The following is a 23,875-nucleotide window of genomic DNA, read 5'->3' on the forward strand; positions in this document are numbered from 1 at the left end:
TGAGGAGAGAGAATTATGCGCAAAATTATTGTAGGATCACGAAAGAGTAAACTAGCATTAACGCAAACAAACTGGTTTATTGATCAGTTAAAAGCCTTAGGTCTACCATATGAATTTGAAGTGAAAGAAATTGTCACAAAAGGTGATGTTATTTTAGATGTTACTCTTTCAAAAGTAGGCGGAAAAGGCTTGTTTGTGAAAGAGATTGAACATGCGCTACTTACGAAAGAAATTGATATGGCTGTACATAGTATGAAAGATATGCCGGCCGTACTTCCAGAAGGATTAATGATCGGTTGTACACCAAAGCGTGTTGACCCTCGTGATGCTTTTATCTCAAAAAGCGGAGCGTCGTTTAAAGAGTTAGCAGAAGGCGCTATTTTAGGTACGAGTAGTTTAAGACGTAGTGCACAGCTACTCGCTGCGAGACCAGACTTACAAGTGAAGTGGATTCGCGGAAATATCGATACACGTTTACGTAAATTAAAAGAAGAAGATTACGATGCAATTATTTTAGCGACAGCAGGATTACAAAGAATGGGCTGGGATAATGAAGTTATTACAGAACATTTAGATGAGACGTTATGTGTACCTGCTGTAGGACAAGGTGCATTAGCGATTGAGTGTCGTGAGGATGATAAGGATTTACTGCAGTTGTTAGCTCATATGAATGATGGAATAACAGAAAAAACAGTGGCAGCAGAACGCGTATTTCTTCATAAACTTGAAGGTGGATGCCAAGTTCCGATCGCTGGATATGCAACTCTTACAGAAAATGATGCAATCGAATTAACAGCTCTTGTCGGGTCTATGGACGGTTCGGTTTTATTGAAAGAGACAGTAGTAGGAACTGATCCAGAGAAAGTAGGATTAGAGGCTGCGGACCGTTTAATTAACCAAGGCGCAAAAGAACTCATTCTTGCTGCAAATAAGGGGCAACAATAAATATGAACGCTCTCGCTGGCAAAACGGTATTGGTTACACGTGCCCAGCATCAAGCAAAACAAATGAGTGTAGCGGTGAAAGAAATGAGCGGAATTCCATTGGAAATTCCGCTTTTGCGTATGGAAGGTATGTCTCATAGGCAAATTCAACATATTGAAGAGCAGCTACATTCATACGACTGGGTTATTTTTACGAGCAGAAATGGTGTAGCTTTCTTTCTAGATAGTTTAAAAAAGAAACTACCGCTAACCATTAAAATCGCTGCGGTAGGTGTGAAAACAAAATTAGAGTTAGAAAAAAGGGGCTATCAAGTTTATTTTGTTCCGACTTCATTTGTTGCAGAAGCATTTGCAGAAGAGTTTCTAAAAGAATTAAGTGGAAACGAACGTATTTTATTTCCGAAAGGGAATTTAGCAAGAGAGGTAATTCCGGTTGCACTTCGGGAAATTGGTGTTTCTCTAGATGAGCTAATCGTATACGGTACGAAAGTGAATATAGAAAAAAAGCAAGAACTTATAGCAGCATTGAAATTAGGGAAAGTAGACATTATTACATTTACGAGCCCTTCAACTGTTACTAGTTTTGTTCGTTTACTTGAGGGTACAAACTGGAGAGAATGGACAAAAAAATGTACAATTGCTTGTATAGGACCTATTACGGAAAAAGAGGCAAGTCTTTATTTTCCGTCTGTTATTGTGCCGAAAGAGTACACTGTAGAAGCATTACTACAATATGTTTGTGAATCTATAAAATGAAAGAATGGGGATAGAAATCTATGAACTCTTTACAATTTAATCGTCATCGTCGTTTAAGACAAAGCGGGGGCATGCGTGCACTTGTGCGTGAAACGTTTTTACATACCGAAGATTTTATTTACCCTATTTTTGTATTAGAAGGTGAAAATGTTCGTAATGAAGTTCCTTCTATGCCGGGCGTATATCAAATGTCTTTAGATTTATTGCAAGCTGAAATGCAAGAAGTTGTTGATTTAGGTATTCGTTCTGTTATTGTATTTGGTTTACCTGCTGAAAAGGATGAAGTTGGATCATCAGCATATTGTGATCATGGAATTGTACAACGTGCTATTCAGCAAATTAAAGGTGATTTCCCTGAGCTAGTAGTAGTTGCAGATACATGTTTATGTCAATTTACAAGCCATGGTCATTGCGGTGTAATTGAAGATGGGATTATTTTAAATGACGAGTCTCTTGCAGTTCTTGCGAAAACAGCTGTAAGTCAAGCGAAAGCAGGAGCGGATATTATTGCGCCATCAAACATGATGGACGGCTTCGTAACAGCAATTCGTCATGCATTAGACGAAAATGGTTTTGGACACGTGCCCGTTATGTCGTACGCTGTGAAATATTCATCAGCATTTTATGGACCATTCCGTGATGCTGCGCACGGTGCACCGCAATTTGGTGACCGTAAAACATATCAAATGGATCCGGCAAACCGTATGGAAGCATTCCGTGAAGCAGAATCAGATGTAATGGAAGGTGCAGATTTCTTAATCGTAAAACCAGCTCTTTCTTACTTAGATATCGTTCGTGATGTGAAAAATAACTTTAATTTACCAGTTGTCGCTTATAATGTAAGTGGTGAATATTCGATGATTAAAGCGGCAGCGCAAAATGGTTGGATTAATGAAAAAGAAGTTGTTCTTGAAAAATTAATTAGTATGAAACGTGCAGGGGCAGATTTAATTATTACGTATCATGCAAAAGATGCAGCAAGATGGTTACAAGAAGGAGGCGCTAAATAATGAAAAAGTTTGATAAGTCAATTGCAGCGTTTGAAGAGGCGCAAGACTTAATGCCTGGTGGCGTAAATAGCCCGGTTCGTGCCTTTAAGTCTGTTGGGATGAATCCGTTGTTTATGGAGCGTGGAAAAGGCTCTAAAGTATATGATATCGATGGGAATGAATACATCGACTACGTATTATCATGGGGTCCTTTAATTCATGGTCATGCAAATGATCGTGTTGTAGAAGCGTTAAAATCTGTTGCTGAAAGAGGTACAAGCTTCGGTGCACCAACAGAAATTGAAAATAAATTAGCAAAACTTGTTATTGAGCGCGTGCCATCAATTGAGATTGTGCGTATGGTTAACTCTGGAACGGAAGCAACAATGAGTGCACTACGTTTAGCTCGTGGTTATACAGGTCGTAATAAAATCTTGAAATTTATTGGTTGTTACCACGGTCATGGTGATTCGTTATTAATTAAAGCTGGTTCTGGTGTGGCGACTTTAGGTTTACCAGATAGTCCTGGTGTACCAGAAGGTGTAGCGAAAAATACGATTACAGTAGCTTATAACGATTTAGAAAGCGTAAAATACGCGTTTGAACAATTCGGTGATGATATTGCTTGTGTAATTGTAGAACCAGTAGCAGGAAATATGGGGGTTGTTCCTCCGCAGCCTGGATTTTTAGAAGGTCTTCGTGAAGTAACAGAACAAAACGGTGCATTGCTTATTTTTGATGAAGTAATGACAGGGTTCCGAGTAGCTTATAATTGTGGCCAAGGTTATTATGGCGTAACGCCTGATTTAACATGCCTAGGTAAAGTAATCGGTGGTGGTTTACCGGTAGGAGCATACGGTGGTAAAGCGGAAATTATGCGCCAAGTTGCGCCAAGCGGACCGATTTACCAAGCTGGTACTTTATCAGGTAATCCACTTGCAATGGCGGCAGGTTATGAAACGTTAGTACAGTTAACGCCAGAATCATATGTAGAATTTGAGCGTAAAGCTGAAATGTTAGAAGCTGGATTACGTAAAGCAGCTGAAAAACATGGCATTCCGCATCATATTAACCGTGCAGGCTCTATGATTGGTATTTTCTTTACAGATGAACCCGTTATTAATTACGATGCAGCAAAATCTTCAAACTTAGAATTCTTTGCGGCTTACTATCGTGAAATGGTAGAACAAGGTGTATTCTTACCACCATCTCAATTCGAAGGTTTATTCTTATCGACAGCACATAGTGATGCAGATATTGAAGCGACGATTGCAGCAGCTGAAATTGCAATGTCAAAATTAAAATAATGTATTAGAGAAAAATCGCTCTCCATAAGGGGGGCGATTTTTTTTATTCATAAAGTAAGCTTCCCACACATAAATCTGTAATGACATATAGTTTGGGAGGGGGAAAAGAAGTGGCTACAGATCATTCGTTACGATTTTCATTAAAAGAATCTGTTTGGTTCCAAAAGGGACAGGAAGTCGATGAACTTTTGTCAATTTCGTTAGATCCAGACGTTGAGATAGAAGAGCTTGATCATGAAGTAATCGTGAGAGGGCAATTAGATTTAACGGGAGAGTATGTTGCACGAAAAGATGATTCGGCGTATTCATTAAGAGAACTATCGCCAGCAAAGTCAATTGATTATGTAGAAACAAGGGAAGATGGGGTTAATGAACTTGTTCATTCCTTTCCGCTTGAAATATCAATTCCGAGAAATCGAGTGAAAGTAATTGAAGAGCTATATGTATCAATTGAGGAATTTGATTATGAATTAAAGGAAAATGGTTGCTTACAATTATTAGCGGATATATCTATTAGCGGTTTGTGTGATGAAGAGAGAAACGAGGATGAAGCTGAAGAGGAAGAAACAGTGTATGCCGAGTTAGAAGAAGATTCAGCGCAAGAGGATGAAAATAGACCGGCGCCGCATGTAGAAGAACCAGCATATAAGGAATCAGATGAGTGGGAAGATTACGCATTTGAACCGTTCCAATTAGAGGAAAGAAAAGAGCAGGAATTAGAAGAAGAGAAGATAGAGGAACATGAATTTGTGGAGCGTGAAGAGGAGCAAGAAACAACGCCGCAATTTGAACTGTTCGGACGAAAAGATTTCAAGAAAGAAAAAGCGAAAAAGCAGGAAGAACAAGAAGAAGAGTACTCACAGCGAGATGAAAATGCGCTTTATTTAACAAAACTATTTACGAAAGAACCGGAAGAAGAATTTACAAAGTTAAGAATGTATTTCGTGCAAGAAGGGGATACAATTGAATCTATTGCAGACCGTTATGAAACGTCTGTACAAAATTTATACCGTGCCAATCAAACAGAAGATATATTTTTAAATACGGGGCAAATTATTTATATTCCCGTTTCAAGGGTAAAGGCGAAATAAGGAAGTGAGTGTTTTCACTCACTTCCTTTCTTAGAGGCTATGTTTTGAATAGAAAGGGTTATTCGTATGGATATTGAGTTGCGAAATCACTATGAACCTATCGTGAGGCAATATAGATTGGATACGCAGCATATGGAAGAGCACGGAAATGTAATGAAAATTTATACGAATCAAGGTCCATATGCACTCAAGAAAATAGAAGGCAGAAAGTTAGAGCGGAATAACTTTCTGCATCATATTCAATATTTGAAGGAGAAAGGTTTTTCAAATTATGTACCTATATATCATGCGACGGATGGAAGTTATATTTTAAGTGACGGGACGTATAATTATTATTTAATGCCTTGGTTAGAACGTGCAGAAGGAAACGGTGAGGACAATGATCAATACCATAAAATGTTTCAGACACTTGGAACGTTGCATCAAAAAACTGTGAAGGAAGAAACGTATACGGAAGAAGATTTAGAAAAACATTATACAAGTATATCCGATCGTTGGGAAAATGATGGTGAGATGTTAGAAGAGTTTCTCGTAGAATCTGAATCAAAATGGTATATGTCCCCGTTTGAATTGCAATATTGTACGTACTATCATCATGTAATGAGAGCGCGTGAATTTGCAACGAAGCAATTAAATGAGTGGAACGATGCGATGAAAGAAAAGGAGAAAACGCGTATTACTTTTGTGCATGGTAATGTGTCACTGAATCATTTTTTATTTGACTATGAACGGAATGGCTATTTTATTAGTTTAGAAAAATCGAAGTTTGCAACGCCTGTGCAAGATATAGTAGGTTTTTATTCAAGGTCTTTAAACACATATCCAATCGCAAGAAGTGATCGGTTTGAATGGTTTCAAATGTATCAAAAAAATTTCCCTTTTACGAAAGAAGAGCAACTACTTATGTTTGCGTATATGACGTATCCATCGCAATTTATTCGGCAAATCCAGTCTTATAAGAAAAGAAGAGATAATCGTAACGAGGAAAATGAACTGCGCGGAGTAAAGAGTTTGCAACAATCGCATTGGCTCGTTAGCAATATAGAATATTTCTTGTCGCAATTACAAGCTGCCCAGCAAGGGAACGGATAAAGTAAACATTCCCCGCTGATGATTAGCCTTCACTAATTGGGCGTTTACGGGCACCAGGGCTCCCATCTAACTTCTTTGCTTCAGCTGAGTTTTGAGGTGGAGGTCTTACTGCCCACAAATAGCGGGGTAAAGAAGATAAGTAGAGGATTCTACTTATCTTCTTTTTGGCATGAAAAGCTGTAGTTTTAAATTTATCTTGACGAATAAGGTTTCGTTTTTTACACTATTGTATATAATAATTAACAATCATATAAATGCCTTGAAGGGGAAGAGTATAACATGAAACGTCTTCAGAGAGGAGAATCATTAGCTGGGAGATTCTCTAGATAGTTATGTTAGAAGGTAGCCCTGGAGCATCTTTTCTGAACGGAATAGTTCTTATTAGGAAAAGACGGATTTGTCCGTTATCAAATTAAGAGTATAAGCAAATTATGAATTTGTTTGTAAATAAAGGTGGTACCGCGATGTCCCTCGTCCTTTTTGGATGAGGGACATTTTTTATTTTAAGGAGGGAAAATAATGTCAAACACGGAAAAGAATTTACCAACTAAATATGATCATATGTCCGTTGAAGAAGGCCTTTATCAATGGTGGCTTGAAGGCAAATATTTTGAAGCAACAGGAGACGAGAAGAAACAACCGTATACAATTGTAATTCCACCTCCGAACGTAACTGGTAAGTTACACTTAGGTCATGCTTGGGATACAACTCTTCAAGATATTTTAACTCGTACGAAGCGTATGCAAGGATACGATGTACTATGGCTTCCAGGAATGGACCATGCTGGTATCGCAACACAAGCGAAAGTAGAAGGAAAACTTCGTGAAGAAGGTATTTCACGTTACGATCTTGGCCGTGAAAAATTCCTTGAAAAAGCTTGGGAGTGGAAAGAAGAGTATGCTTCTCACATTCGTCAACAATGGGGGAAAGTTGGTTTAGGACTAGACTATTCTCGTGAACGCTTCACATTAGACAAAGGTTTATCAGATGCGGTTAATAAAGTATTCGTTCAATTATACGAAAAAGGCTTAATTTACCGTGGTGAATATATCATCAACTGGGATCCAGCAACACGTACAGCTCTTTCTGATATTGAAGTAATTCATAAAGAAGTTCAAGGTGCATTCTACCATATGAACTATCCGTTAACAGATGGTTCTGGTCACATTCGTCTTGCTACTACTCGTCCAGAAACGATGCTTGGTGATACAGCAGTAGCAGTTCATCCAGAAGACGATCGTTACAAACATTTAATCGGAAAAACAGTTACACTTCCAATCGTAGGCCGTGAGATTCCGATTATTGCTGATGAGTACGTAGAAAAAGATTTCGGAACGGGCGTTGTAAAAATTACACCAGCTCATGACCCGAATGACTTTGAAGTAGGTAACCGTCATGACTTACCACGCATCTTAGTAATGAACGAAGATGGATCGATGAACGAAAAAGCTGGTAAGTATAACGGTATGGATCGTTTCGAATGCCGTAAAGAATTAGTAAAAGACTTACAAGAAGCTGGCGTATTAGTAGAAATCGAGCCACATATGCATTCAGTAGGTCATAGTGAGCGTAGCGGTGCGGTTGTTGAGCCTTATTTATCAACACAGTGGTTCGTAAAAATGGCTCCACTTGCTGAAAAAGCAGTAGCGCTTCAACAAAAAGAAGAAGAAAAAGTAACGTTCGTACCAGAGCGTTTTGAAAACACATATTTACGTTGGATGGAAAATATTCATGACTGGTGTATTTCTCGTCAATTATGGTGGGGACACCGTATTCCAGCTTGGTACCATAAAGAAACTGGTGAAGTATACGTAGGTACAGAAGCACCAGCAGATATTGAAAACTGGAATCAAGATAACGATGTACTTGATACATGGTTCAGTTCAGCATTATGGCCATTCTCCACACTTGGTTGGCCAAATGAAGATTCAGCAGACTTCAAACGTTACTATTCAACAGATGCACTAGTAACGGGTTATGATATCATCTTCTTCTGGGTATCTCGTATGATTTTCCAAGGTTTAGAGTTTACAGGCGAGCGTCCATTTAAAGATGTATTAATTCACGGTTTAGTTCGTGACGAGCAAGGTCGTAAAATGAGTAAATCTCTTGGTAACGGTATTGATCCAATGGATGTTATCGAGAAGTACGGTGCAGATGCAATGCGTTTCTTCTTATCAACAGGAAGTGCACCAGGTCAAGATTTACGTTTCAGCATGGAAAAAGTAGAATCTACTTGGAACTTCATTAATAAAATTTGGAACGCATCACGTTTCGTATTAATGAACATGGATGATATGAAGTATGAAGAAATCGATTTAACTGGTGAAAAATCAGTTGCGGATAAGTGGATCTTAACTCGCTTAAACGAAACAATCGAAAGCGTAACACGTAACATGGATAAATATGAGTTCGGTGAAGCTGGTCGTTCATTATACAACTTCATTTGGGACGATTTCTGTGATTGGTATATTGAAATGGCGAAACTTCCACTATACGGTGAAGATGAAGCAGCTAAGAAAACAACTCGTTCTATTTTAGCTTACGTATTAGATCAAACAATGCGTCTATTACACCCATTCATGCCATTCGTAACAGAGAAAATTTGGCAACATTTACCGCATGAAGGCGAGTCTATTACAGTAGCTGCGTGGCCAACAGTTCGCGAAGATTTACAAGATACGGAGGCTGCGGCAGAAATGCACCTTCTAGTTGATATCATTCGCTCTGTTCGTAACATCCGTGCAGAAGTAAATACGCCAATGAGCAAAAAAGTTCAAATGCAAATTAAAGCAAAAGATGAGGCTGTACTTGCTCAACTTACGAAAAACAGCTCTTACATTGAGCGTTTCTGTAACCCAAGCGAATTAACAATTCAAACAGACTTACAAGCGCCAGAAAAGGCAATGACTGCAATCGTATCAGGTGCAGAGTTATTCTTACCGTTAGCTGATCTTATCAATCTTGATGAAGAGAGAGCTCGTCTTGAGAAAGAACTTGAGAAGTTCGATAAAGAAGTAGAACGTGTACAGAAGAAACTTTCTAACCAAGGTTTCGTAGCGAAAGCTCCTGCAGCGGTTATTGAAGGAGAGCGTGCGAAAGAGCAAGATTACCTAGAAAAACGCGAAGCAGTTCGTCAACGTCTAGCAGATCTTGAAAAGTAAAAATATTTTTAGAGACTCACTATATTGGTGAGTCTCTTTTCTTTGCGTATAATAGAACTATGAAAGTTGTCTTTTGAAAGGGGAAAAATATACGTGATACATACATACGAAGAAGCGATAGGGTGGATCCATAGCCGATTGAAATTTGGAATTAAGCCAGGATTAGAAAGAATGAGATGGATGTTAGAAGAACTTGGAAATCCAGAGCGTCATATCAAATGTGTTCATCTTGCTGGTACAAATGGAAAAGGTTCAACGTTAACATATATGCGTTACATGTTAGAAGGCGCGAAATATAAGGTAGGAACGTTTACCTCTCCTTACATCGAATCATTTAATGAACGCATTAGTGTGAATGGAACACCAATTGCAGACGAAGAGATTACTGAACTTGTAAAGCTGGTAAAACCAGTCGTGGAAAAACTAGATGAAACGGATTTAGGGGAAGCGACAGAGTTTGAAATTATTACTGTTATGGCGATTTGCTATTTCGGCAAATTCAATTTCTGTGATGTTGTTTTATTTGAAACAGGGCTTGGTGGACGTTTTGATTCTACCAATGTTATACACCCTGTTCTCACGATTATTACGAATATCGGTCACGATCATATGCATATTTTAGGAAATACACTAGGAGAAATTGCATATGAAAAGGCGGGGATTATTAAGTCTGGCGTGCCGGTAATTACTGGTGTACAAGATGAAGAAGCTTTGCAAGTCATTCAAAATGTTGCAAAGGAAAATTATGCAAACTTATACGAGATGGGCAATCATTTTACAGCATTACATAAACAGTCTAGTGAAGATGGAGAACAGTTCGATTTCACTTGTCCTTTCGCCTCTTTTGAAGATGTGCGAATCACAATGAAAGGCAGCCACCAAGTAGGAAACGCAGCACTTGCGCTTATGGCAGTCATGTATGTAAAAACATACTTATCATTTTTAATTGAGGAAGAAGAAATAAGAACTGGATTACAGGAAGCGTATTGGGTGGGGCGCTTTGAAAAACTGCAAAGTAATCCAGATATTATTATAGATGGTGCTCATAATCCAGAAGGTATCGAAAGCCTTGTGAAAACAGTAGAAGCGCATTACAAAGATAAAAATGTAATAGTGTTATTTACTGCCCTTGGTGATAAACAATTACATAACATGGTAGGCCAATTAGAAACCATTGCAGATGAAATTATTTTTACAACATTCGCCTTTGATCGTGCTATTTCTGCTGATAAGCTTGCATCATATTCACAGAAAGAATCAAAATTAGTTTTTGAAAATTGGAAAGAGGCAATTGATACAAAAGTTGAAATGATAGCAGAAAATGATGTTTTTATCATAACAGGTTCTCTTTATTTCATTTCTGAAGTACGAAAATATATTTGCGAGAAAAACTAGATAGTCTTTGCTATCTAGTTTTTTTGTTCTACAAATGAAGTCAAATGCATACATATAAGATAAATATATAGGGTTATTTGGCGAATTCCTCTGACAAATATCTCGTTTTTTTATGAAATGAATATGATATGATGCGGACAACGATAAGAGGTGAGGTGTGAGTGTATGGACAAGCAATCACGAACGATCTCAGTGAAAGTGAATGGAACAGAAGCGAAGTATGAGGAAAAAAAGAAAGATGAATTTGAATGGATGGTAGTAGAAAGTGAACGACCGAAAAATGTTGTTCCGTTTCAAAAAGCGAAATCAATGTCTGTGGAAAAATACCGAAAGAAGTGGAGTAATACATTAATTGTAATCGTTGCAACTGCAATCATTATCGGTACGGCGTTTGGAATGGGGATGCTTCATTTACTTACTGGACAAGGAACGACAGGAGGAAGTGAAGTGACAGCTTCAAGGCCGACTGGAAATGGAGAATCAAAGGTGGGTGGAACGGCAGAACAAACACCAGCACCGAAAGAAGAAAAACAAAAAGCACAAGCAGGAACGTCATTGGATCCAATGAAATTATTTTTTGTTCAAGGGGGGCTTTATTCTTCTGAAGAAAAGGGACAGGCAGCTCTTGAAGAATGGAAAGGCAATGGGGGCATTGGTGCTTTAAGACCGAGCGGTGATAAGTATGCAATAGTTGTTGGTATTGCTAGCGATGAACAGTCTATAAATCAATTAATGACTAAGTATAAAAATGATGGTGTCTCCGTTTTAAAAAAGAACTGGGATATAACAGATAAAGCATTGCTGAAAGATGATAAAGAAGTAGGAACATTTTTAACAAAAGTGCAGCCATTATACACTCATTTAGCAAAATATGCTTCTAGCGTACAAGTTGGTGGAAAAAGCAGCGCAAAAGATATAGAAGCAATTGAAAAAGAATGGAAAAAGGTTGAAAAAGAAGGGAAAAGTATGAAACAAGAAGAAGCAAAGAAACTGTATATGTATACGTCGGTAGCTGTACAAACAGTAAAAGATGGGAAGATGGATAAGGAATCTTTGGCGAAATTAAATCAAGTTATTATTGATGGTTTACTCTCGTATGAAAAAATTGTTTCGTAGAAAGTGAAATGATAGGATAATAAAATGAGTAAGAAAGAAGTACATGTACTTCTTTCTTTTCTTTTGAATTTAGAGCAAAGTGCTTTCTCTATGACAGGAATATAATCGTATGCAATAAAGAAGTGTTATTTTAGTTAGCGAAATTAATATTTCTTTCATTTGTGGACAAACTATTCCTTTGATACGATTAATATAAATTGTTCTGCTTCATGTGAGAAAGGAAGGAGAAAATATGAGAAAAATAATTTTAGCTTCAGGGTCACCTCGGAGGAAGGAATTGCTTGAGTTAGCTAGTGTGCCATTTGAAATCGTTGTAAGTGAAGTAGAGGAAACAATTGGTGCATATTCATCGCCTTCTGATATTGTAATGTCGCTTGCCTTGCAAAAAGCATCAGCGGTGGCAGAAAATAATAGTGATCACATTGTGTTAGGTGCAGATACAATTGTTACATATGAGTCGCGTATTCTTGGTAAGCCTTCTAATGAGGATGAGGCGAAAGAGATGTTGCAATTACTATCAGGGAAAACACATGAAGTGTATACAGGTGTTGCAATTATAGCAAAAGAAAAAACGGTTACTTTTTATGAGCGTACAGAAGTTACATTTTGGGAGTTAACAGAAGAGGAAATTGATACATACGTCGCGTCGAAAGAACCTCTTGATAAAGCCGGTAGTTATGGGATTCAAGGTAAAGGATCTATTTTCGTTCAAAATATTCAAGGGGACTACTATAGTGTAGTTGGCTTACCAATTGCACGTCTCGTTCGGGAATTAAAACAATTTGATATTGATGTAACCCATGCGTAAAATTGCATGGGGTTTTCTTTGAGAGAACAAATAAAGGGGTGGAGAGATGAACGGTATTCGTGATGTTGTAAGAGAAGAACAGCCACGGGAGCGTTTATTGTTAGAAGGTGCTGGAAGTTTATCAAATCGAGAGCTTCTCGCAGTGTTACTCAGAACAGGTTCTAAAGAAGAAACAGTTTTAAAGTTGTCAGATAAAATTTTACATCAATTTGATGGCTTACGTATGTTGAAAGATGCAACATTAGAAGAGCTAATTAGTATACATGGTATTGGGATTTCAAAGGCATCGCAACTTATGGCAGCCTTTGAACTAGGCAGAAGAATGGTACGTTTAGAATATCAAAATAGATATAGTATTCGAAGTCCAGAAGATTGTGCGAAATACATGATGGAAGAAATGCGTTTTTTACAACAAGAGCATTTTGTTTGTTTATATTTAAATACAAAAAATCAAGTTATACATAGGCAAACGATCTTTATTGGAAGTTTAAACACGTCAATTGTACACCCGAGGGAAGTTTTTAAAGAAGCCTTCCGTCGTGCAGCAGCCTCTATCATATGTCTTCATAACCATCCCTCAGGAGATCCCACGCCGAGCCGTGAAGATATTGCAGTAACAAAACGCTTAGTAGAATGCGGCCAGATTATCGGAATTGAAGTGCTTGATCATATTATAATAGGTGACCATAAATTCGTGAGTTTAAAGGAAAAAGGTCATATTTAAGACTATGCTTTTTACTTATTTTGTTTTATAATGTGATTTATGAGTTTTTTGTAGAAATTTATCTACAAAAAGGATAAAGATATAAAAAACGTACTGTTTTTATAATATAAAGTAAGAAAAAATGAGTCCGTGAAAACAAGAAAGGAAGATAAATAATATGTTTGGATTTGGTGGATTTACTCGCGATCTTGGAATAGACTTAGGAACTGCGAACACGCTTGTATATGTAAAAGGAAAAGGTGTAGTTTTACGTGAACCTTCAGTAGTTGCGTTACAAACTGATACGAAACAAATCGTTGCTGTAGGTAGCGATGCAAAACAAATGATTGGTCGTACACCAGGGAACGTTGTGGCACTTCGCCCGATGAAAGACGGTGTAATTGCTGATTATGAAACAACTGCAACAATGATGAAATATTACATTCAACAAGCTCAAAAATCAAACGGTTTCTTCTCACGTAAGCCGTATGTAATGGTATGTGTACCATCTGGTATTACAGCTGTAGAAAGACGTGCAGTAATCGATGCGACTCGTCAAGCGGGTGCTCGTGATGCTTATCCTATCGAAGAGCCATTTGCAGCAGCAATTGGTGCAAACTTACCTGTTTGGGAACCAACTGGTAGTATGGTTGTTGATATCGGTGGCGGTACAACAGAAGTTGCAATTATTTCTCTAGGTGGTATTGTAACAAGCCAGTCAGTCCGTGTTGCTGGTGATGATATGGACGATTCAATCATTCAGTACATTAAGAAAAGCTATAACTTAATGATCGGTGAAAGAACAGCTGAAGCATTAAAATTAGAAATTGGTTCTGCAGGCGAGCCAGAAGGTATCGAGCCTATGGAAATTCGCGGTCGTGATTTAGTAAGTGGTTTACCAAAAACAGTACTAATTCAGCCAGAAGAAATTGCAGATGCATTAAAAGATACAGTAGATGCGATTGTAGAATCAGTTAAAAATACGTTAGAAAAAACTCCACCTGAATTAGCGGCTGATATTATGGACCGCGGTATCGTATTAACAGGTGGCGGGGCATTACTACGTAATTTAGATAAAGTAATTAGTGAAGAAACGAAAATGCCAGTTCTTGTTGCAGAAGATCCATTAGATTGCGTAGCAATTGGAACAGGTAAAGCATTAGACAATATCGATCTTTTCAAAACTGCTGCTCGATAATATTGCAAAATAAAAATCAGTGAAATTAAGAGGGTGTGAACGTGCCACAGTTTTTCTTAAACAAAAGATTAATTGTTTTGTTGGTTAGTATTATTCTTCTCGTGGCATTGATTGGAATCTCATTGAAAGAACGGAACAGTTTAACATGGCCAGAGCAGTTTGTTAAAGATACTGTCGGTGTTGTAGAACGTGTATTCCAAAAGCCAGCGAAATACGTAGCTGGATTCTTCGAAAATGTAGAGGATGTAAAGCGCACGTATGAAGAGAATAAAGAATTAAAAGCAAAATTAGATAATTATGCAGGTCTATCAGGGAAAGTAAAACAATTAGAAGATGATAACAAGAAGTTACAAGAGCTAACTGGTAAAAAAGAGTTAAATAGCGGGTATACTGAAATTCCAGCTACTGTTGTTTCTCGTAATCCAGATAAATGGTACGATTTAATTGGAATTGATAAAGGGGCACAGCAAGGAATTAAAAAAGATATGGCTGTAGTAACTTCACAAGGGTTAGTTGGAAGAGTGAAAAGTGTATCTCAGTTTACATCATCAGTAGAATTACTAAGTTCTATGAGCCGAACAAATCGCGTTTCTGCTATTGTACAAGGGCAAGAGAAAATCTTTGGATTGATTGAAGGTTATGACAAAGAAAAGCAATTACTTCTTTTCACAAAGATTGGCTCTGATGCACCGGTAGAGAAAGATCAACTAGTTGTAACATCTGGACTGGGTGATATTTTCCCGAAAGGTCTTGTAATTGGAAAAATCGTTGAAGTTCAGCCGGATGCATATGGCTTAACAAAAACAGCTTATGTAAAACCTGCCGCTGATTTAAATGACGTAGAGCATATTACGGTTGCTAAACGTGCAACACCTTCAGCGCCATTAGAATAGGAGGAGAAGAAGAGATGATGAAGATATTAAAAAGAGCAGCTCTTCCTCTTTTGCTCCTTTTTGTGTTTCTATTTGAAAATATGTTTGCTACTGTTGTTCCAACGGATGTATTTTGGAAAGACAGCATAGCAGCACCGCATTTCTTTATAATCGTCTTATGTTTTATTACAGTGTATTATAGTCCGGTCCAAGGGATTTATTACGGACTATTATTTGGCTTCTTATTTGATACCGTATACACAGAACTTGTCGGGATATATATTTTTGCTTATCCGATTTTAGCTTATTTAGTATATAGTGTGATGAAAGTACTACAATTGAATTTATTTATTGTTGTTTCTATCATATTAGCTAGCGTTGTAGCACTAGAGTATTATGTGTATGGATTCTTAACTTTATTAGGACGTACTCATATGCCAGCGTATGTCTTTTTCACAGATCGTCTCCTTTCTACTTTATTGTTAAATGCTATTTTCTTATTGATAGTTTGTTTCCCACTGAGACGATATATAGTGCGTCTTTCAAAAGCGATGGAAGAAAAAGAAAAAAGGATTTTCTAATTTTATGTCGAATTGAATCGGTGGGGTGAACTTTAGTGGAAGAAAAAAAGCAACAAAATGTAACGATAAAAGGGACAAAAGATGGGATAACGCTTCATTTAGATGATTGTTGTTCATTCTCAGAATTATTGATGGAATTAGACGAAAAACTTTCTACACATTACTACGATGGTGATGGGCGCTCTTTAATTGAAGTGCATGTGAAAGTAGGAAATCGTTATTTAACAGAAGTCCAACAAGAAGAGATTCGTACGTTAATTCGTAATAAAAAGAATCTTGTTGTGGATTCAATTGAAAGTGATGTTATCACTAAAGCAGAAGCAATAGCTTGGAAAGAAGAAACAGAAATTGTCCCTATTTCCAAAATTGTTCGCTCTGGACAAGTTTTACATGTAAAAGGAAATTTGTTGTTAATTGGAGATGTTAATCCAGGCGGAACGGTTATCGCTGGGGGGAATATTTTTGTCGTAGGATCATTAAGAGGAATTGCACATGCTGGGTATTATGGGGATTCGGATGCTGTAATCGCTGCATCTGTTATGAACCCGATGCAACTTCGAATTAGTGATGTGGCAATGCGGGCTCCGGAAGAGAAAGAAGACGGAGCGGAGGCGGCAGAATGTGCGTATATTAATGAGAACAATCACATTGTTGTCGATCGCCTGCAACTTCTCACTCATCTTAGACCTAATTTAACAAAGTTAGAAAGGGGAATTGTATAGCTGTGGGAGAGGCAATAGTAATTACATCTGGAAAAGGCGGAGTAGGTAAAACTACTACATCTGCGAACATTGGTACGGCCCTAGCGTTATCTGGAAAGCAAGTGTGCTTAATTGACACAGATATCGGTCTTCGAAATTTAGACGTAGTAATGGGGCTGGAAAATCGTATTGTATTTGATCTTGTTGATGTCGTTGAAGGGCGTTGCCGTTTACCTCAGGCTCTTATTAAAGACAAACGTTTTGATGATCTTTATTTATTACCTGCAGCACAAACGAGTGATAAATCAGCGGTAACACCTGAACAAATGGATGAATTAATACAAGTATTACGTCAAGATTATGATTACATATTAATCGATTGTCCTGCGGGGATTGAGCAGGGATTTAAAAATGCGGTAGCTGGTGCGGATAAAGCAATCGTTGTTACGACTCCAGAAGTATCCTCAATGCGCGATGCGGATCGTATTATTGGGCTTTTAGAAAAAGAGGATATTGAACCACCCAAACTTGTTATTAACCGTGTACGTAGTCATATGCTTCATGAACAGGATATGTTAGATGTTGATGAAATTGTACGTACATTGTCAATCGAGCTTCTTGGTGTTGTCGAAGATGACGATGAAGTTATTCGAGCTACAAATACAGGTGAACCTGTGGCGTTGCAACCAAGCGGAAAAGCAGCGTTGGCTTATCGTAATATTGCAAGACGCTTGTTAGGTGAGAATGTACCATTACAAGCATTTGAACAAGAAAAGGTATCGGTATTTGCAAAGGTGAAAAACTTCTTTGGAATCCGTTAAGAGCACTTCGCACATATGCGAGGTGCTTTCTTTTTTCTTCACACGAATATCTTTCTTTCTTAGCTCATACATATGTACAAACTGTATACAACTGTTTCTAATGAAATTAGCTTAACGAAAGAAAGGAGACAGTATGAAGAATAGACGCGTAGAAGAAATTAAAAAGCGGATTGCAAAAAGGAAGGCCGAGCAAGAAAGGATGGAGGAAGAGCAGTATTTTAACGGAGGGAATTTTGATAGTGAAGCAGTATTTATTGAAGATGGAGAAAAGGAAATGCATCCTTTATTTCGAAAGGAAGTCTTTTTCTTCAAAGTTTTATTATCAGCAATATTAGTTCTTTCGGTTGCTATTTTATATAAGAATGCTCCTTCTTCATTCAATGGAGCTAAAGCTGTTACAGAAAAAGTGATGAAAGAGGAATTTCAGTTTGCTACTGTAGCGAAATGGTACGAAAAGCAATTTGGAAAACCGCTTGTATTCTATTCGCCGAACGAGAAAAAAGAAGGAAGTATTCAGCAAAAAGATTATGCAATTCCTGCTTCTGGAAAGGTAATGCAAGGGTTTCAAAAAAATGGCCAAGGTGTATTTGTCCAAACAGCTACAAATGCAAAAGTGGAGTCAGTAAATGAAGGGTTAGTTGTTTTTGCAGGCAAGAAAGAGGAACTTGGAAATACAGTTCAAATTCAACATGCAGATGGTACGGAGTCATGGTATGCAAACTTAAACGATATGTCAGTGAAATTATATGATTACGTTTCAAAGAAACAAAAAATTGGAACGGTGAGTAATGATACAAATGATAAAAATGGAAAGTTTTATTTCGCGATAAAAAAGAATGAGAAATTTATTGATCCGATCCAGGTGATATCATTTGATTAAATATAGGGACGTTTTAACGAAAATTTCCGTGCATCCATTATTTTGGGTTATTATTGTCATTGGTATTTTTACTGCGCGTTTTAAAGAGTTACTACTGTTATTTTGTATTGTTCTTATTCATGAACTTGGGCATGCTTTTGCAGCAGCACACTATAATTGGCGTATAAAAAGAATTCAGCTTTTGCCGTTTGGTGGCGTTGCCGAGCTTGAGGAACATGGTAATAAGTCATTGAAAGAGGAACTTGTTGTCGTAATTGCTGGACCGATTCAACATGTTTGGATGATGCTGGTAGGTTATATGTTGTTCAAAGCTGGTTGGTTGAATGCAGATTTATATTATTTCTTCATGTGGAATAATATAATTATTTTAGCATTTAATTTACTTCCTATTTGGCCGTTAGATGGCGGGAAAGTATTGTTTAATGTATTATCATATCGTTTCCCTTATTTACAAGCACATGAAAAGATGATGCAATTGTCATGTGTTTTTTTTAGTGTAATATTAGGATGGCAGTTACTCTGGAATAGTAACAATATTATGATGTGGGTACTACTCATATTTTTAGCAGTGTCATTATATCAAGAGTGGAAACAAAGACGGTATGCATTTATGCGTTTTTTATTAGAACGTTATTATGGAAACAAAAGAGGAATCGAAAAGATTGCACCTATTGAAGTGCGAACGGAAGATCGTTTATATACGATCTTCACAAAATTTCGTAGAGGATATAAGCATTCTATTATCGTCCGTGGAAAATATAAAGAGCATTACACATTGGATGAAAATGAATTGCTCTATGCATATTTTACTGAAAAACGAACAACTTCATCAGTTGAAGAATTAATCGGTTAGTGTTGACGATAGCACTAACCTTTTATTATTGTAAAAGCAAAGAAGATTATAAAGTGAGGAAATAATTTTGAAAACGTTATATGTGAATTACGCTGGTTCGGAAAAGCGCGTTGCAATTGAAGAGAAGAAAAAGATTGTTGAGTTTTTATGGAAACGTAATGAAGAGCAAGAGATTGTTGGGCATATTTATGTTGGACGTGTCGTAAGAACAATTGCTGGAATGAATGCAGCTTTTGTAAACATCGGTTTAGAAAAACATGCTTACCTTTCATACGATGATGTACCATCTTCTTATCGTATACATGAAGGGCAAGCGATACTCGTACAAGTTGTGAAAGAGGCAATTGATACGAAAGGGCCTAAATTGACAGCGAATATAGAATTTACCGGGAAATATGTCGTTTATATGCCGTTTGATGAGATGCGCGCTGTTTCTCGAAAAATAAAAAATAATAAAAGAAGACAACAGTTACTCCAAATTGAAATAGAGGGAACGGGGGGGTACATTTTCCGTTCTGCTTCTGAAAAAGGAGCAATTGAAGAAATACAAGCTGAAATGCAAGGGTTACAACAGTTGTATGAAGAGTTAAAAAGAAAAGAGGGTCAAGGAAAGGTGCCGTTATTACTTCATCGACCGGCGACCTTTTTAGATCGTGTATTTCAAGAGAACCCAATTGAAACAATTGAAAAAGTAGTTGTAGATACAAGAAGTATAGTAAAGGAATTAGAAGACAAAGTTGGAAAAGAAAAAGTATCTTTTTATAATGAAAAGTCTTCGATGTTTAACCATTTTGGAATAGAGCGTGAGATTGAGAAAGCACTCCAAAAAATTGTTTGGCTTCCAAATGGTGCTTATTTAATTGTAGAACAAATGGAGACGATGACTGTAATTGATGTGAATACGGGCAAGTTTACGGGAAAACAAAATTTACAAGATACAGTACTTCGCACAAATGAGCTAGCTGCTGAAGAAATTGCACGCCAATTAAGACTTCGTGATATTGGTGGTATGATATTAATTGATTTTATTAATATGAAAAAAAGAGAAGATAAAGAAAAGGTAAGAGAATGTCTCATAGCTGCTATGCAAGATGACCGAACATATACAAGGGTGCTCGGCTTTACGGAGCTAGGGATTTTGGAAATGACACGTAAACGTAAAAAGCATTCTTTACGGGACGTATTATTAAAAGAGTGTGTACCTTGCAAAGCGACGGGTTATGTGATGTCGCATGAAACAATTGCGTATGAGTTAGAGAGAGAACTAATCACATATGGCAATATAGAAGATGAAGCAGTATTAATCGCTGCGCCTAAAGAACTGCAAAAACAGTTTTTGCAAAAAGGATTACAAAAAAATATTCCATTTGAAATTTATTTCAAAGATGATATTATCGAAAAGTATGCTATCGTTCGTTTTGGAAGTAAAAAAGAAATTGTAGAACGGAAAAAATAGTTAGCAGAACATTTATTGACAACCGTCTATGATTCATGATAACATCTTTATGTTATAGTTTATAGCACCTAAACGGCTATATGCTACAACCGCACAAGACAGGTTCCCTAAAGGCATTTATGTCTACCTCGTTTTTGGCGAGTCTTAGTAATTAAGAGGAGGTGCAAGTATGTACGCAATTATCGAAACAGGTGGAAAACAAATTAAAGTTGAAGCTGGTCAAGCAATCTACATTGAAAAATTAGATGTTGAAGCTGGTGAAACTGTTACTTTTGACAAAGTTCTTTTCGTTGGTGGCGAAAACGTTAAAGTTGGTAGCCCAGTTGTAGAAGGTGCAACAGTTACTGCGAAAGTTGAAAAACAAGGTCGCGCTAAGAAAATCATCGTTTTCAAATACAAAGCGAAAAAGAACAATCGTAAGAAACAAGGTCATCGTCAACCTTACACTAAGCTAGTTGTTGAAGCTATCAACGCTTAATTCTGGTTAACATGATTAAAATTACGATAAGTCGCACGAAATTAGGAAGTATCCAATCATTTAAAATGACTGGACATGCCGATTATGCGCCACATGGACAAGACCTTGTCTGTGCTGGAACTACAGCGGTTGTGTTTGGTTCTATAAATGCAGTGGAAGAACTTTGTAATGTGCAAGCAACTATTGAACTCGGAAGTGATGGCGGATTCTTAACGTATGAATTGCCTAATGATTTAGACGTTCATGCAGCAGAAAAAGCACAAACGCTTTTAGAAGGATTAGTTGTTTCGCTTAAGACGATCGAACTTGATTACGGAAAGTATATCCGTTTAATAGAAAAAGTGCAGGAGGTGTAACGTATGTTAAGATTAGATCTTCAGTTTTTCGCATCTAAGAAAGGTGTAGGTAGTACAAAGAACGGTCGTGACTCTCAGTCAAAACGTCTTGGTGCTAAACGCGCAGATGGTCAAACGGTTACAGGTGGTTCAATTCTTTACCGTCAACGCGGTACAAAAATTTATCCAGGTGTTAACGTTGGTCGTGGTGGCGATGACACTTTATACGCGAAAGTTGACGGCGTAGTACGCTTTGAGCGTCTTGGTCGTGACCGCAAACAAGTGAGCGTATATCCTGTTGCTCAAGAAGCATAAGAACTCACGGAAAACTCTAACCTGAGTGCAGGTTAGAGTTTTTCTATATTAAGGGGTATCTAAATGAATGAAAAATGGACAATTATAGATGCATTGCGCCATTCAAGACATGATTGGCTCAATCGTATGCAGATGGTGAAAGGAAACCTTTCCCTTGGAAAAGTGGAAGAAATTCATAGTCTCATCGATCGTTTTGTCCAAGAAGCGAGACAAGAATCCAATCTGATGGGGCTATCAATGCCTTTATTTTCAGAGTGGATTTTAACATATAATTGGAAACAGCAGCCGTGCTTATTGGAGTACGAAGTATTAGGGAAATTACATAACTTATCTCACTTAGATGAGACTGTATGTACATGGACGAATCAATTTTTCTCGATGCTTCAGCATAGTTTAGACGTATATGTTGAAAATTATGTTTGTATCACAATTGAATGTGACGCGGATAATGCTCGTTTCTTTTTTGATTTTCGTGGTAAGCTAACGAGTGTAGAAGAACTACAGAATTGGCTTGCGACCCAAAACAATAAATGGTATTCCATTTCTTATACAGTGCGAGACGAAGAAGTCTCAGTTATATTACAACCAATTGAAAAAAGTGTGGTGAAATAATGTTTGTAGATCAGGTCAAGATATATGTAAAAGGCGGCGACGGTGGTAATGGTATGGTTGCGTATCGTCGTGAGAAGTATGTACCAAAAGGTGGCCCAGCAGGTGGCGACGGAGGTAAAGGTGCAGATGTTGTTTTCGTAGTTGAGGAAGGCTTACGTACATTAATGGACTTCCGCTACCAACGTCATTTCAAAGCTGATCGCGGTCAGCACGGAATGAGTAAAGGTCAGCACGGACGTAAATCTGAAGATTTACTTGTAAAGGTTCCGCCAGGAACAGTAGTAAAAGATGAAAAAACTGGTCAAATTCTTGCCGATTTAGTAACGCATGGACAAACTGCTGTAATTGCAAAAGGTGGCCGTGGTGGCCGTGGTAACTCACGTTTCGCAACAGCTACGAACCCAGCGCCAGAAATCGCTGAGAACGGGGAACCAGGTCAAGAGCGTGATGTTATTCTAGAACTTAAAGTACTAGCAGACGTTGGACTTGTTGGATTCCCAAGTGTAGGTAAATCTACATTATTATCTGTTGTATCATCAGCGCGTCCGAAAATTGCAGAGTATCACTTCACAACAATCGTTCCGAATCTTGGTGTTGTTGAAACTGGTGATAACCGCAGCTTCGTTATGGCTGACCTTCCAGGACTAATTGAAGGCGCACATGCTGGCGTCGGACTTGGACACCAATTCTTACGTCATATTGAGCGTACACGTGTAATCGTGCATGTTATTGATATGTCTGGTTTAGAAGGCCGTGATCCATATGAAGATTACGTAACGATTAATAATGAATTGAAAGAATACAATCTTCGCTTAACTGAGCGTCCGCAAGTTGTTGTTGCAAACAAAATGGATATGCCAGATGCAGAAGAAAACTTACAAGCATTTAAAGAGAAAGTGGGAGACGAAGTAAAAATCTTCCCAATCTCAGCTGTAACAAGACAAGGTGTTCGTGACTTACTGTTTGAAGTAGCGAACTTAATAGAAACAACACCAGAATTCCCAATACATGAAGTTGCGGATGAGTCTGATACAAGTGTAATGTACAAATTTGATACTGAAGGTGTTAAATTTGAAATTACACGTGAAAGTGATGGCACGTTTGTTATCTCTGGTTACGATATCGAGAAAACATTCAAGATGACAGACTTCTCACGTGATGAATCTGTACGTCGTTTCGCTCGTCAAATGCGCGGAATGGGTATTGATGAAGCGCTTCGTGCACGTGGTGCAAAAGACGGAGATATTGTAAAAATTCTTGAATATGAATTTGAATTTATCGATTAAGACTGCCGAAATACGGCAGTCTTTTTTTATATCGTAAAAATCGGATTTATATAGGAAAAAATCCCCACTAATTAAATTTTCAATTTATAATAAAAAGGGAGTGGTTTTTAGAAGAATTTTT

At 37.6% G+C, this 23,875-nt stretch carries 24 protein-coding genes and 2 other annotated features; all 24 genes read left to right on the forward strand.

The window, feature by feature from the left end; genetic code table 11:
- Positions 1 to 15 precede the first annotated feature (15 nt).
- The 24 genes from hemC (at position 16) to obgE (ending at position 23,754) form a co-directional block, all read left to right on the forward strand.
- Complete coding sequence (gene hemC / locus ACTFO4_RS02105) at positions 16 to 945, forward strand: hydroxymethylbilane synthase (protein ID WP_001226422.1); 930 nt, start codon at positions 16 to 18, stop codon at positions 943 to 945.
- A gap of 2 nt (positions 946 to 947) precedes the next feature.
- Positions 948 to 1,700, forward strand: coding sequence for a uroporphyrinogen-III synthase (gene hemD, locus ACTFO4_RS02110; protein ID WP_017673417.1), 753 nt, complete (start codon positions 948 to 950; stop codon positions 1,698 to 1,700).
- Between the two features lie 20 nt (positions 1,701 to 1,720).
- A complete protein-coding gene (gene hemB / locus ACTFO4_RS02115) occupies positions 1,721 to 2,710 on the forward strand; it encodes a porphobilinogen synthase (RefSeq protein WP_001087065.1) in 990 nt (329 codons plus the stop codon).
- A complete protein-coding gene (hemL, locus tag ACTFO4_RS02120) occupies positions 2,710 to 3,996 on the forward strand; it encodes a glutamate-1-semialdehyde 2,1-aminomutase (RefSeq protein WP_000712942.1) in 1,287 nt (428 codons plus the stop codon). The genes hemB and hemL overlap by 1 nt, the downstream gene beginning before the upstream one ends.
- An 80-nt stretch (positions 3,997 to 4,076) precedes the next feature.
- Positions 4,077 to 5,087, forward strand: coding sequence for a stage VI sporulation protein D (gene spoVID, locus ACTFO4_RS02125; RefSeq protein WP_128809274.1), 1,011 nt, complete (start codon positions 4,077 to 4,079; stop codon positions 5,085 to 5,087).
- A gap of 66 nt (positions 5,088 to 5,153) precedes the next feature.
- Positions 5,154 to 6,179: a spore coat protein YsxE gene (ysxE, locus tag ACTFO4_RS02130; protein ID WP_000350658.1), complete on the forward strand. Its 1,026-nt coding sequence runs from the start codon at positions 5,154 to 5,156 to the stop codon at positions 6,177 to 6,179.
- 250 nt (positions 6,180 to 6,429) lie between these two features.
- Positions 6,430 to 6,661 (forward strand) — a binding site (T-box leader).
- Positions 6,662 to 6,698: 37 nt separating this feature from the next.
- Positions 6,699 to 9,344, forward strand: a complete 2,646-nt coding sequence (locus ACTFO4_RS02135; RefSeq protein WP_000072244.1) for a valine--tRNA ligase — start codon at positions 6,699 to 6,701, stop codon at positions 9,342 to 9,344.
- A gap of 93 nt (positions 9,345 to 9,437) precedes the next feature.
- A complete protein-coding gene (locus ACTFO4_RS02140) occupies positions 9,438 to 10,739 on the forward strand; it encodes a bifunctional folylpolyglutamate synthase/dihydrofolate synthase (protein WP_017673419.1) in 1,302 nt (433 codons plus the stop codon).
- Positions 10,740 to 10,904: 165 nt separating this feature from the next.
- Entirely contained in the window at positions 10,905 to 11,855 is a 951-nt protein-coding gene (locus ACTFO4_RS02145) for a hypothetical protein (protein WP_000361007.1), read from the forward strand.
- Positions 11,856 to 12,087: 232 nt separating this feature from the next.
- The gene (locus ACTFO4_RS02150) at positions 12,088 to 12,663 is read left to right on the forward strand and encodes a Maf family protein (RefSeq protein ID WP_001226291.1); all 576 of its coding nucleotides are present in this window, start codon (positions 12,088 to 12,090) and stop codon (positions 12,661 to 12,663) included.
- Positions 12,664 to 12,709: 46 nt separating this feature from the next.
- Positions 12,710 to 13,387 carry a RadC family protein gene (gene radC / locus ACTFO4_RS02155; protein WP_001013390.1) on the forward strand — a complete coding sequence of 226 codons (678 nt, stop codon included), beginning with the start codon at positions 12,710 to 12,712 and terminating at the stop codon, positions 13,385 to 13,387.
- 157 nt (positions 13,388 to 13,544) lie between these two features.
- Complete coding sequence (mreB, locus tag ACTFO4_RS02160; RefSeq protein WP_000466736.1) at positions 13,545 to 14,564, forward strand: cell shape-determining protein MreB; 1,020 nt, start codon at positions 13,545 to 13,547, stop codon at positions 14,562 to 14,564.
- A 41-nt stretch (positions 14,565 to 14,605) separates the two neighbouring features.
- Positions 14,606 to 15,457 (forward strand): rod shape-determining protein MreC, encoded by an 852-nt coding sequence (gene mreC, locus ACTFO4_RS02165; protein ID WP_001135488.1) that lies wholly within the window; start codon positions 14,606 to 14,608, stop codon positions 15,455 to 15,457.
- A gap of 14 nt (positions 15,458 to 15,471) precedes the next feature.
- The gene (gene mreD, locus ACTFO4_RS02170) at positions 15,472 to 16,017 is read left to right on the forward strand and encodes a rod shape-determining protein MreD (RefSeq protein ID WP_000975766.1); all 546 of its coding nucleotides are present in this window, start codon (positions 15,472 to 15,474) and stop codon (positions 16,015 to 16,017) included.
- A 35-nt stretch (positions 16,018 to 16,052) separates the two neighbouring features.
- Positions 16,053 to 16,739: a septum site-determining protein MinC gene (gene minC, locus ACTFO4_RS02175; protein ID WP_000391521.1), complete on the forward strand. Its 687-nt coding sequence runs from the start codon at positions 16,053 to 16,055 to the stop codon at positions 16,737 to 16,739.
- 2 nt (positions 16,740 to 16,741) lie between these two features.
- The gene (gene minD / locus ACTFO4_RS02180) at positions 16,742 to 17,539 is read left to right on the forward strand and encodes a septum site-determining protein MinD (protein ID WP_440013195.1); all 798 of its coding nucleotides are present in this window, start codon (positions 16,742 to 16,744) and stop codon (positions 17,537 to 17,539) included.
- A 133-nt stretch (positions 17,540 to 17,672) separates the two neighbouring features.
- Positions 17,673 to 18,419, forward strand: a complete 747-nt coding sequence (spoIVFA, locus tag ACTFO4_RS02185) for a stage IV sporulation protein SpoIVFA (RefSeq protein WP_000797471.1) — start codon at positions 17,673 to 17,675, stop codon at positions 18,417 to 18,419.
- Entirely contained in the window at positions 18,412 to 19,272 is an 861-nt protein-coding gene (spoIVFB, locus tag ACTFO4_RS02190) for a stage IV sporulation intramembrane metalloprotease SpoIVFB (RefSeq protein WP_000599059.1), read from the forward strand. The genes spoIVFA and spoIVFB overlap by 8 nt, the downstream gene beginning before the upstream one ends.
- 67 nt (positions 19,273 to 19,339) lie before the next feature.
- Entirely contained in the window at positions 19,340 to 20,728 is a 1,389-nt protein-coding gene (locus ACTFO4_RS02195; protein WP_000855491.1) for an Rne/Rng family ribonuclease, read from the forward strand.
- A gap of 77 nt (positions 20,729 to 20,805) precedes the next feature.
- Positions 20,806 to 20,883 (forward strand) — a sequence feature (ribosomal protein L21 leader region).
- A gap of 14 nt (positions 20,884 to 20,897) precedes the next feature.
- Entirely contained in the window at positions 20,898 to 21,206 is a 309-nt protein-coding gene (rplU, locus tag ACTFO4_RS02200; protein WP_000270907.1) for a 50S ribosomal protein L21, read from the forward strand.
- An 11-nt stretch (positions 21,207 to 21,217) separates the two neighbouring features.
- On the forward strand, positions 21,218 to 21,562 hold the full coding sequence (locus ACTFO4_RS02205) for a ribosomal-processing cysteine protease Prp (protein ID WP_001973720.1): 345 nt from the start codon (positions 21,218 to 21,220) through the stop codon (positions 21,560 to 21,562).
- Positions 21,563 to 21,565: 3 nt separating this feature from the next.
- Positions 21,566 to 21,856: a 50S ribosomal protein L27 gene (rpmA, locus tag ACTFO4_RS02210; RefSeq protein ID WP_000944958.1), complete on the forward strand. Its 291-nt coding sequence runs from the start codon at positions 21,566 to 21,568 to the stop codon at positions 21,854 to 21,856.
- Between the two features lie 63 nt (positions 21,857 to 21,919).
- Positions 21,920 to 22,468, forward strand: coding sequence for a sporulation initiation phosphotransferase B (locus ACTFO4_RS02215; protein WP_001003584.1), 549 nt, complete (start codon positions 21,920 to 21,922; stop codon positions 22,466 to 22,468).
- On the forward strand, positions 22,468 to 23,754 hold the full coding sequence (gene obgE / locus ACTFO4_RS02220) for a GTPase ObgE (protein ID WP_000497128.1): 1,287 nt from the start codon (positions 22,468 to 22,470) through the stop codon (positions 23,752 to 23,754). Before ACTFO4_RS02215 ends, obgE begins: the two co-directional genes overlap by 1 nt.
- Positions 23,755 to 23,875 lie beyond the last annotated feature (121 nt).

This window comes from Bacillus cereus group sp. MYBKT14-1, from assembly GCF_051915185.1.
GTDB lineage: Bacteria > Bacillota > Bacilli > Bacillales > Bacillaceae_G > Bacillus_A > Bacillus_A cereus.

What these genes read in the sequence shown, in the direction of transcription:
- hemC (WP_001226422.1), top strand. Translation starts at nt 16, where the DNA reads ATGCGCAAAATTATTGTAGGATCACGAAAGAGTAAACTAGCATTAACG.
- hemD (WP_017673417.1), top strand. Translation starts at nt 948, where the DNA reads ATGAACGCTCTCGCTGGCAAAACGGTATTGGTTACACGTGCCCAGCAT.
- hemB (WP_001087065.1), top strand. Translation starts at nt 1,721, where the DNA reads ATGAACTCTTTACAATTTAATCGTCATCGTCGTTTAAGACAAAGCGGG.
- hemL (WP_000712942.1), top strand. Translation starts at nt 2,710, where the DNA reads ATGAAAAAGTTTGATAAGTCAATTGCAGCGTTTGAAGAGGCGCAAGAC.
- spoVID (WP_128809274.1), top strand. Translation starts at nt 4,077, where the DNA reads ATGACATATAGTTTGGGAGGGGGAAAAGAAGTGGCTACAGATCATTCG.
- ysxE (WP_000350658.1), top strand. Translation starts at nt 5,154, where the DNA reads ATGGATATTGAGTTGCGAAATCACTATGAACCTATCGTGAGGCAATAT.
- ACTFO4_RS02135 (WP_000072244.1), top strand. Translation starts at nt 6,699, where the DNA reads ATGTCAAACACGGAAAAGAATTTACCAACTAAATATGATCATATGTCC.
- ACTFO4_RS02145 (WP_000361007.1), top strand. Translation starts at nt 10,905, where the DNA reads ATGGACAAGCAATCACGAACGATCTCAGTGAAAGTGAATGGAACAGAA.
- ACTFO4_RS02150 (WP_001226291.1), top strand. Translation starts at nt 12,088, where the DNA reads ATGAGAAAAATAATTTTAGCTTCAGGGTCACCTCGGAGGAAGGAATTG.
- radC (WP_001013390.1), top strand. Translation starts at nt 12,710, where the DNA reads ATGAACGGTATTCGTGATGTTGTAAGAGAAGAACAGCCACGGGAGCGT.
- mreB (WP_000466736.1), top strand. Translation starts at nt 13,545, where the DNA reads ATGTTTGGATTTGGTGGATTTACTCGCGATCTTGGAATAGACTTAGGA.
- mreD (WP_000975766.1), top strand. Translation starts at nt 15,472, where the DNA reads ATGATGAAGATATTAAAAAGAGCAGCTCTTCCTCTTTTGCTCCTTTTT.
- spoIVFA (WP_000797471.1), top strand. Translation starts at nt 17,673, where the DNA reads ATGAAGAATAGACGCGTAGAAGAAATTAAAAAGCGGATTGCAAAAAGG.
- rplU (WP_000270907.1), top strand. Translation starts at nt 20,898, where the DNA reads ATGTACGCAATTATCGAAACAGGTGGAAAACAAATTAAAGTTGAAGCT.
- ACTFO4_RS02205 (WP_001973720.1), top strand. Translation starts at nt 21,218, where the DNA reads ATGATTAAAATTACGATAAGTCGCACGAAATTAGGAAGTATCCAATCA.
- rpmA (WP_000944958.1), top strand. Translation starts at nt 21,566, where the DNA reads ATGTTAAGATTAGATCTTCAGTTTTTCGCATCTAAGAAAGGTGTAGGT.
- ACTFO4_RS02215 (WP_001003584.1), top strand. Translation starts at nt 21,920, where the DNA reads ATGAATGAAAAATGGACAATTATAGATGCATTGCGCCATTCAAGACAT.
- obgE (WP_000497128.1), top strand. Translation starts at nt 22,468, where the DNA reads ATGTTTGTAGATCAGGTCAAGATATATGTAAAAGGCGGCGACGGTGGT.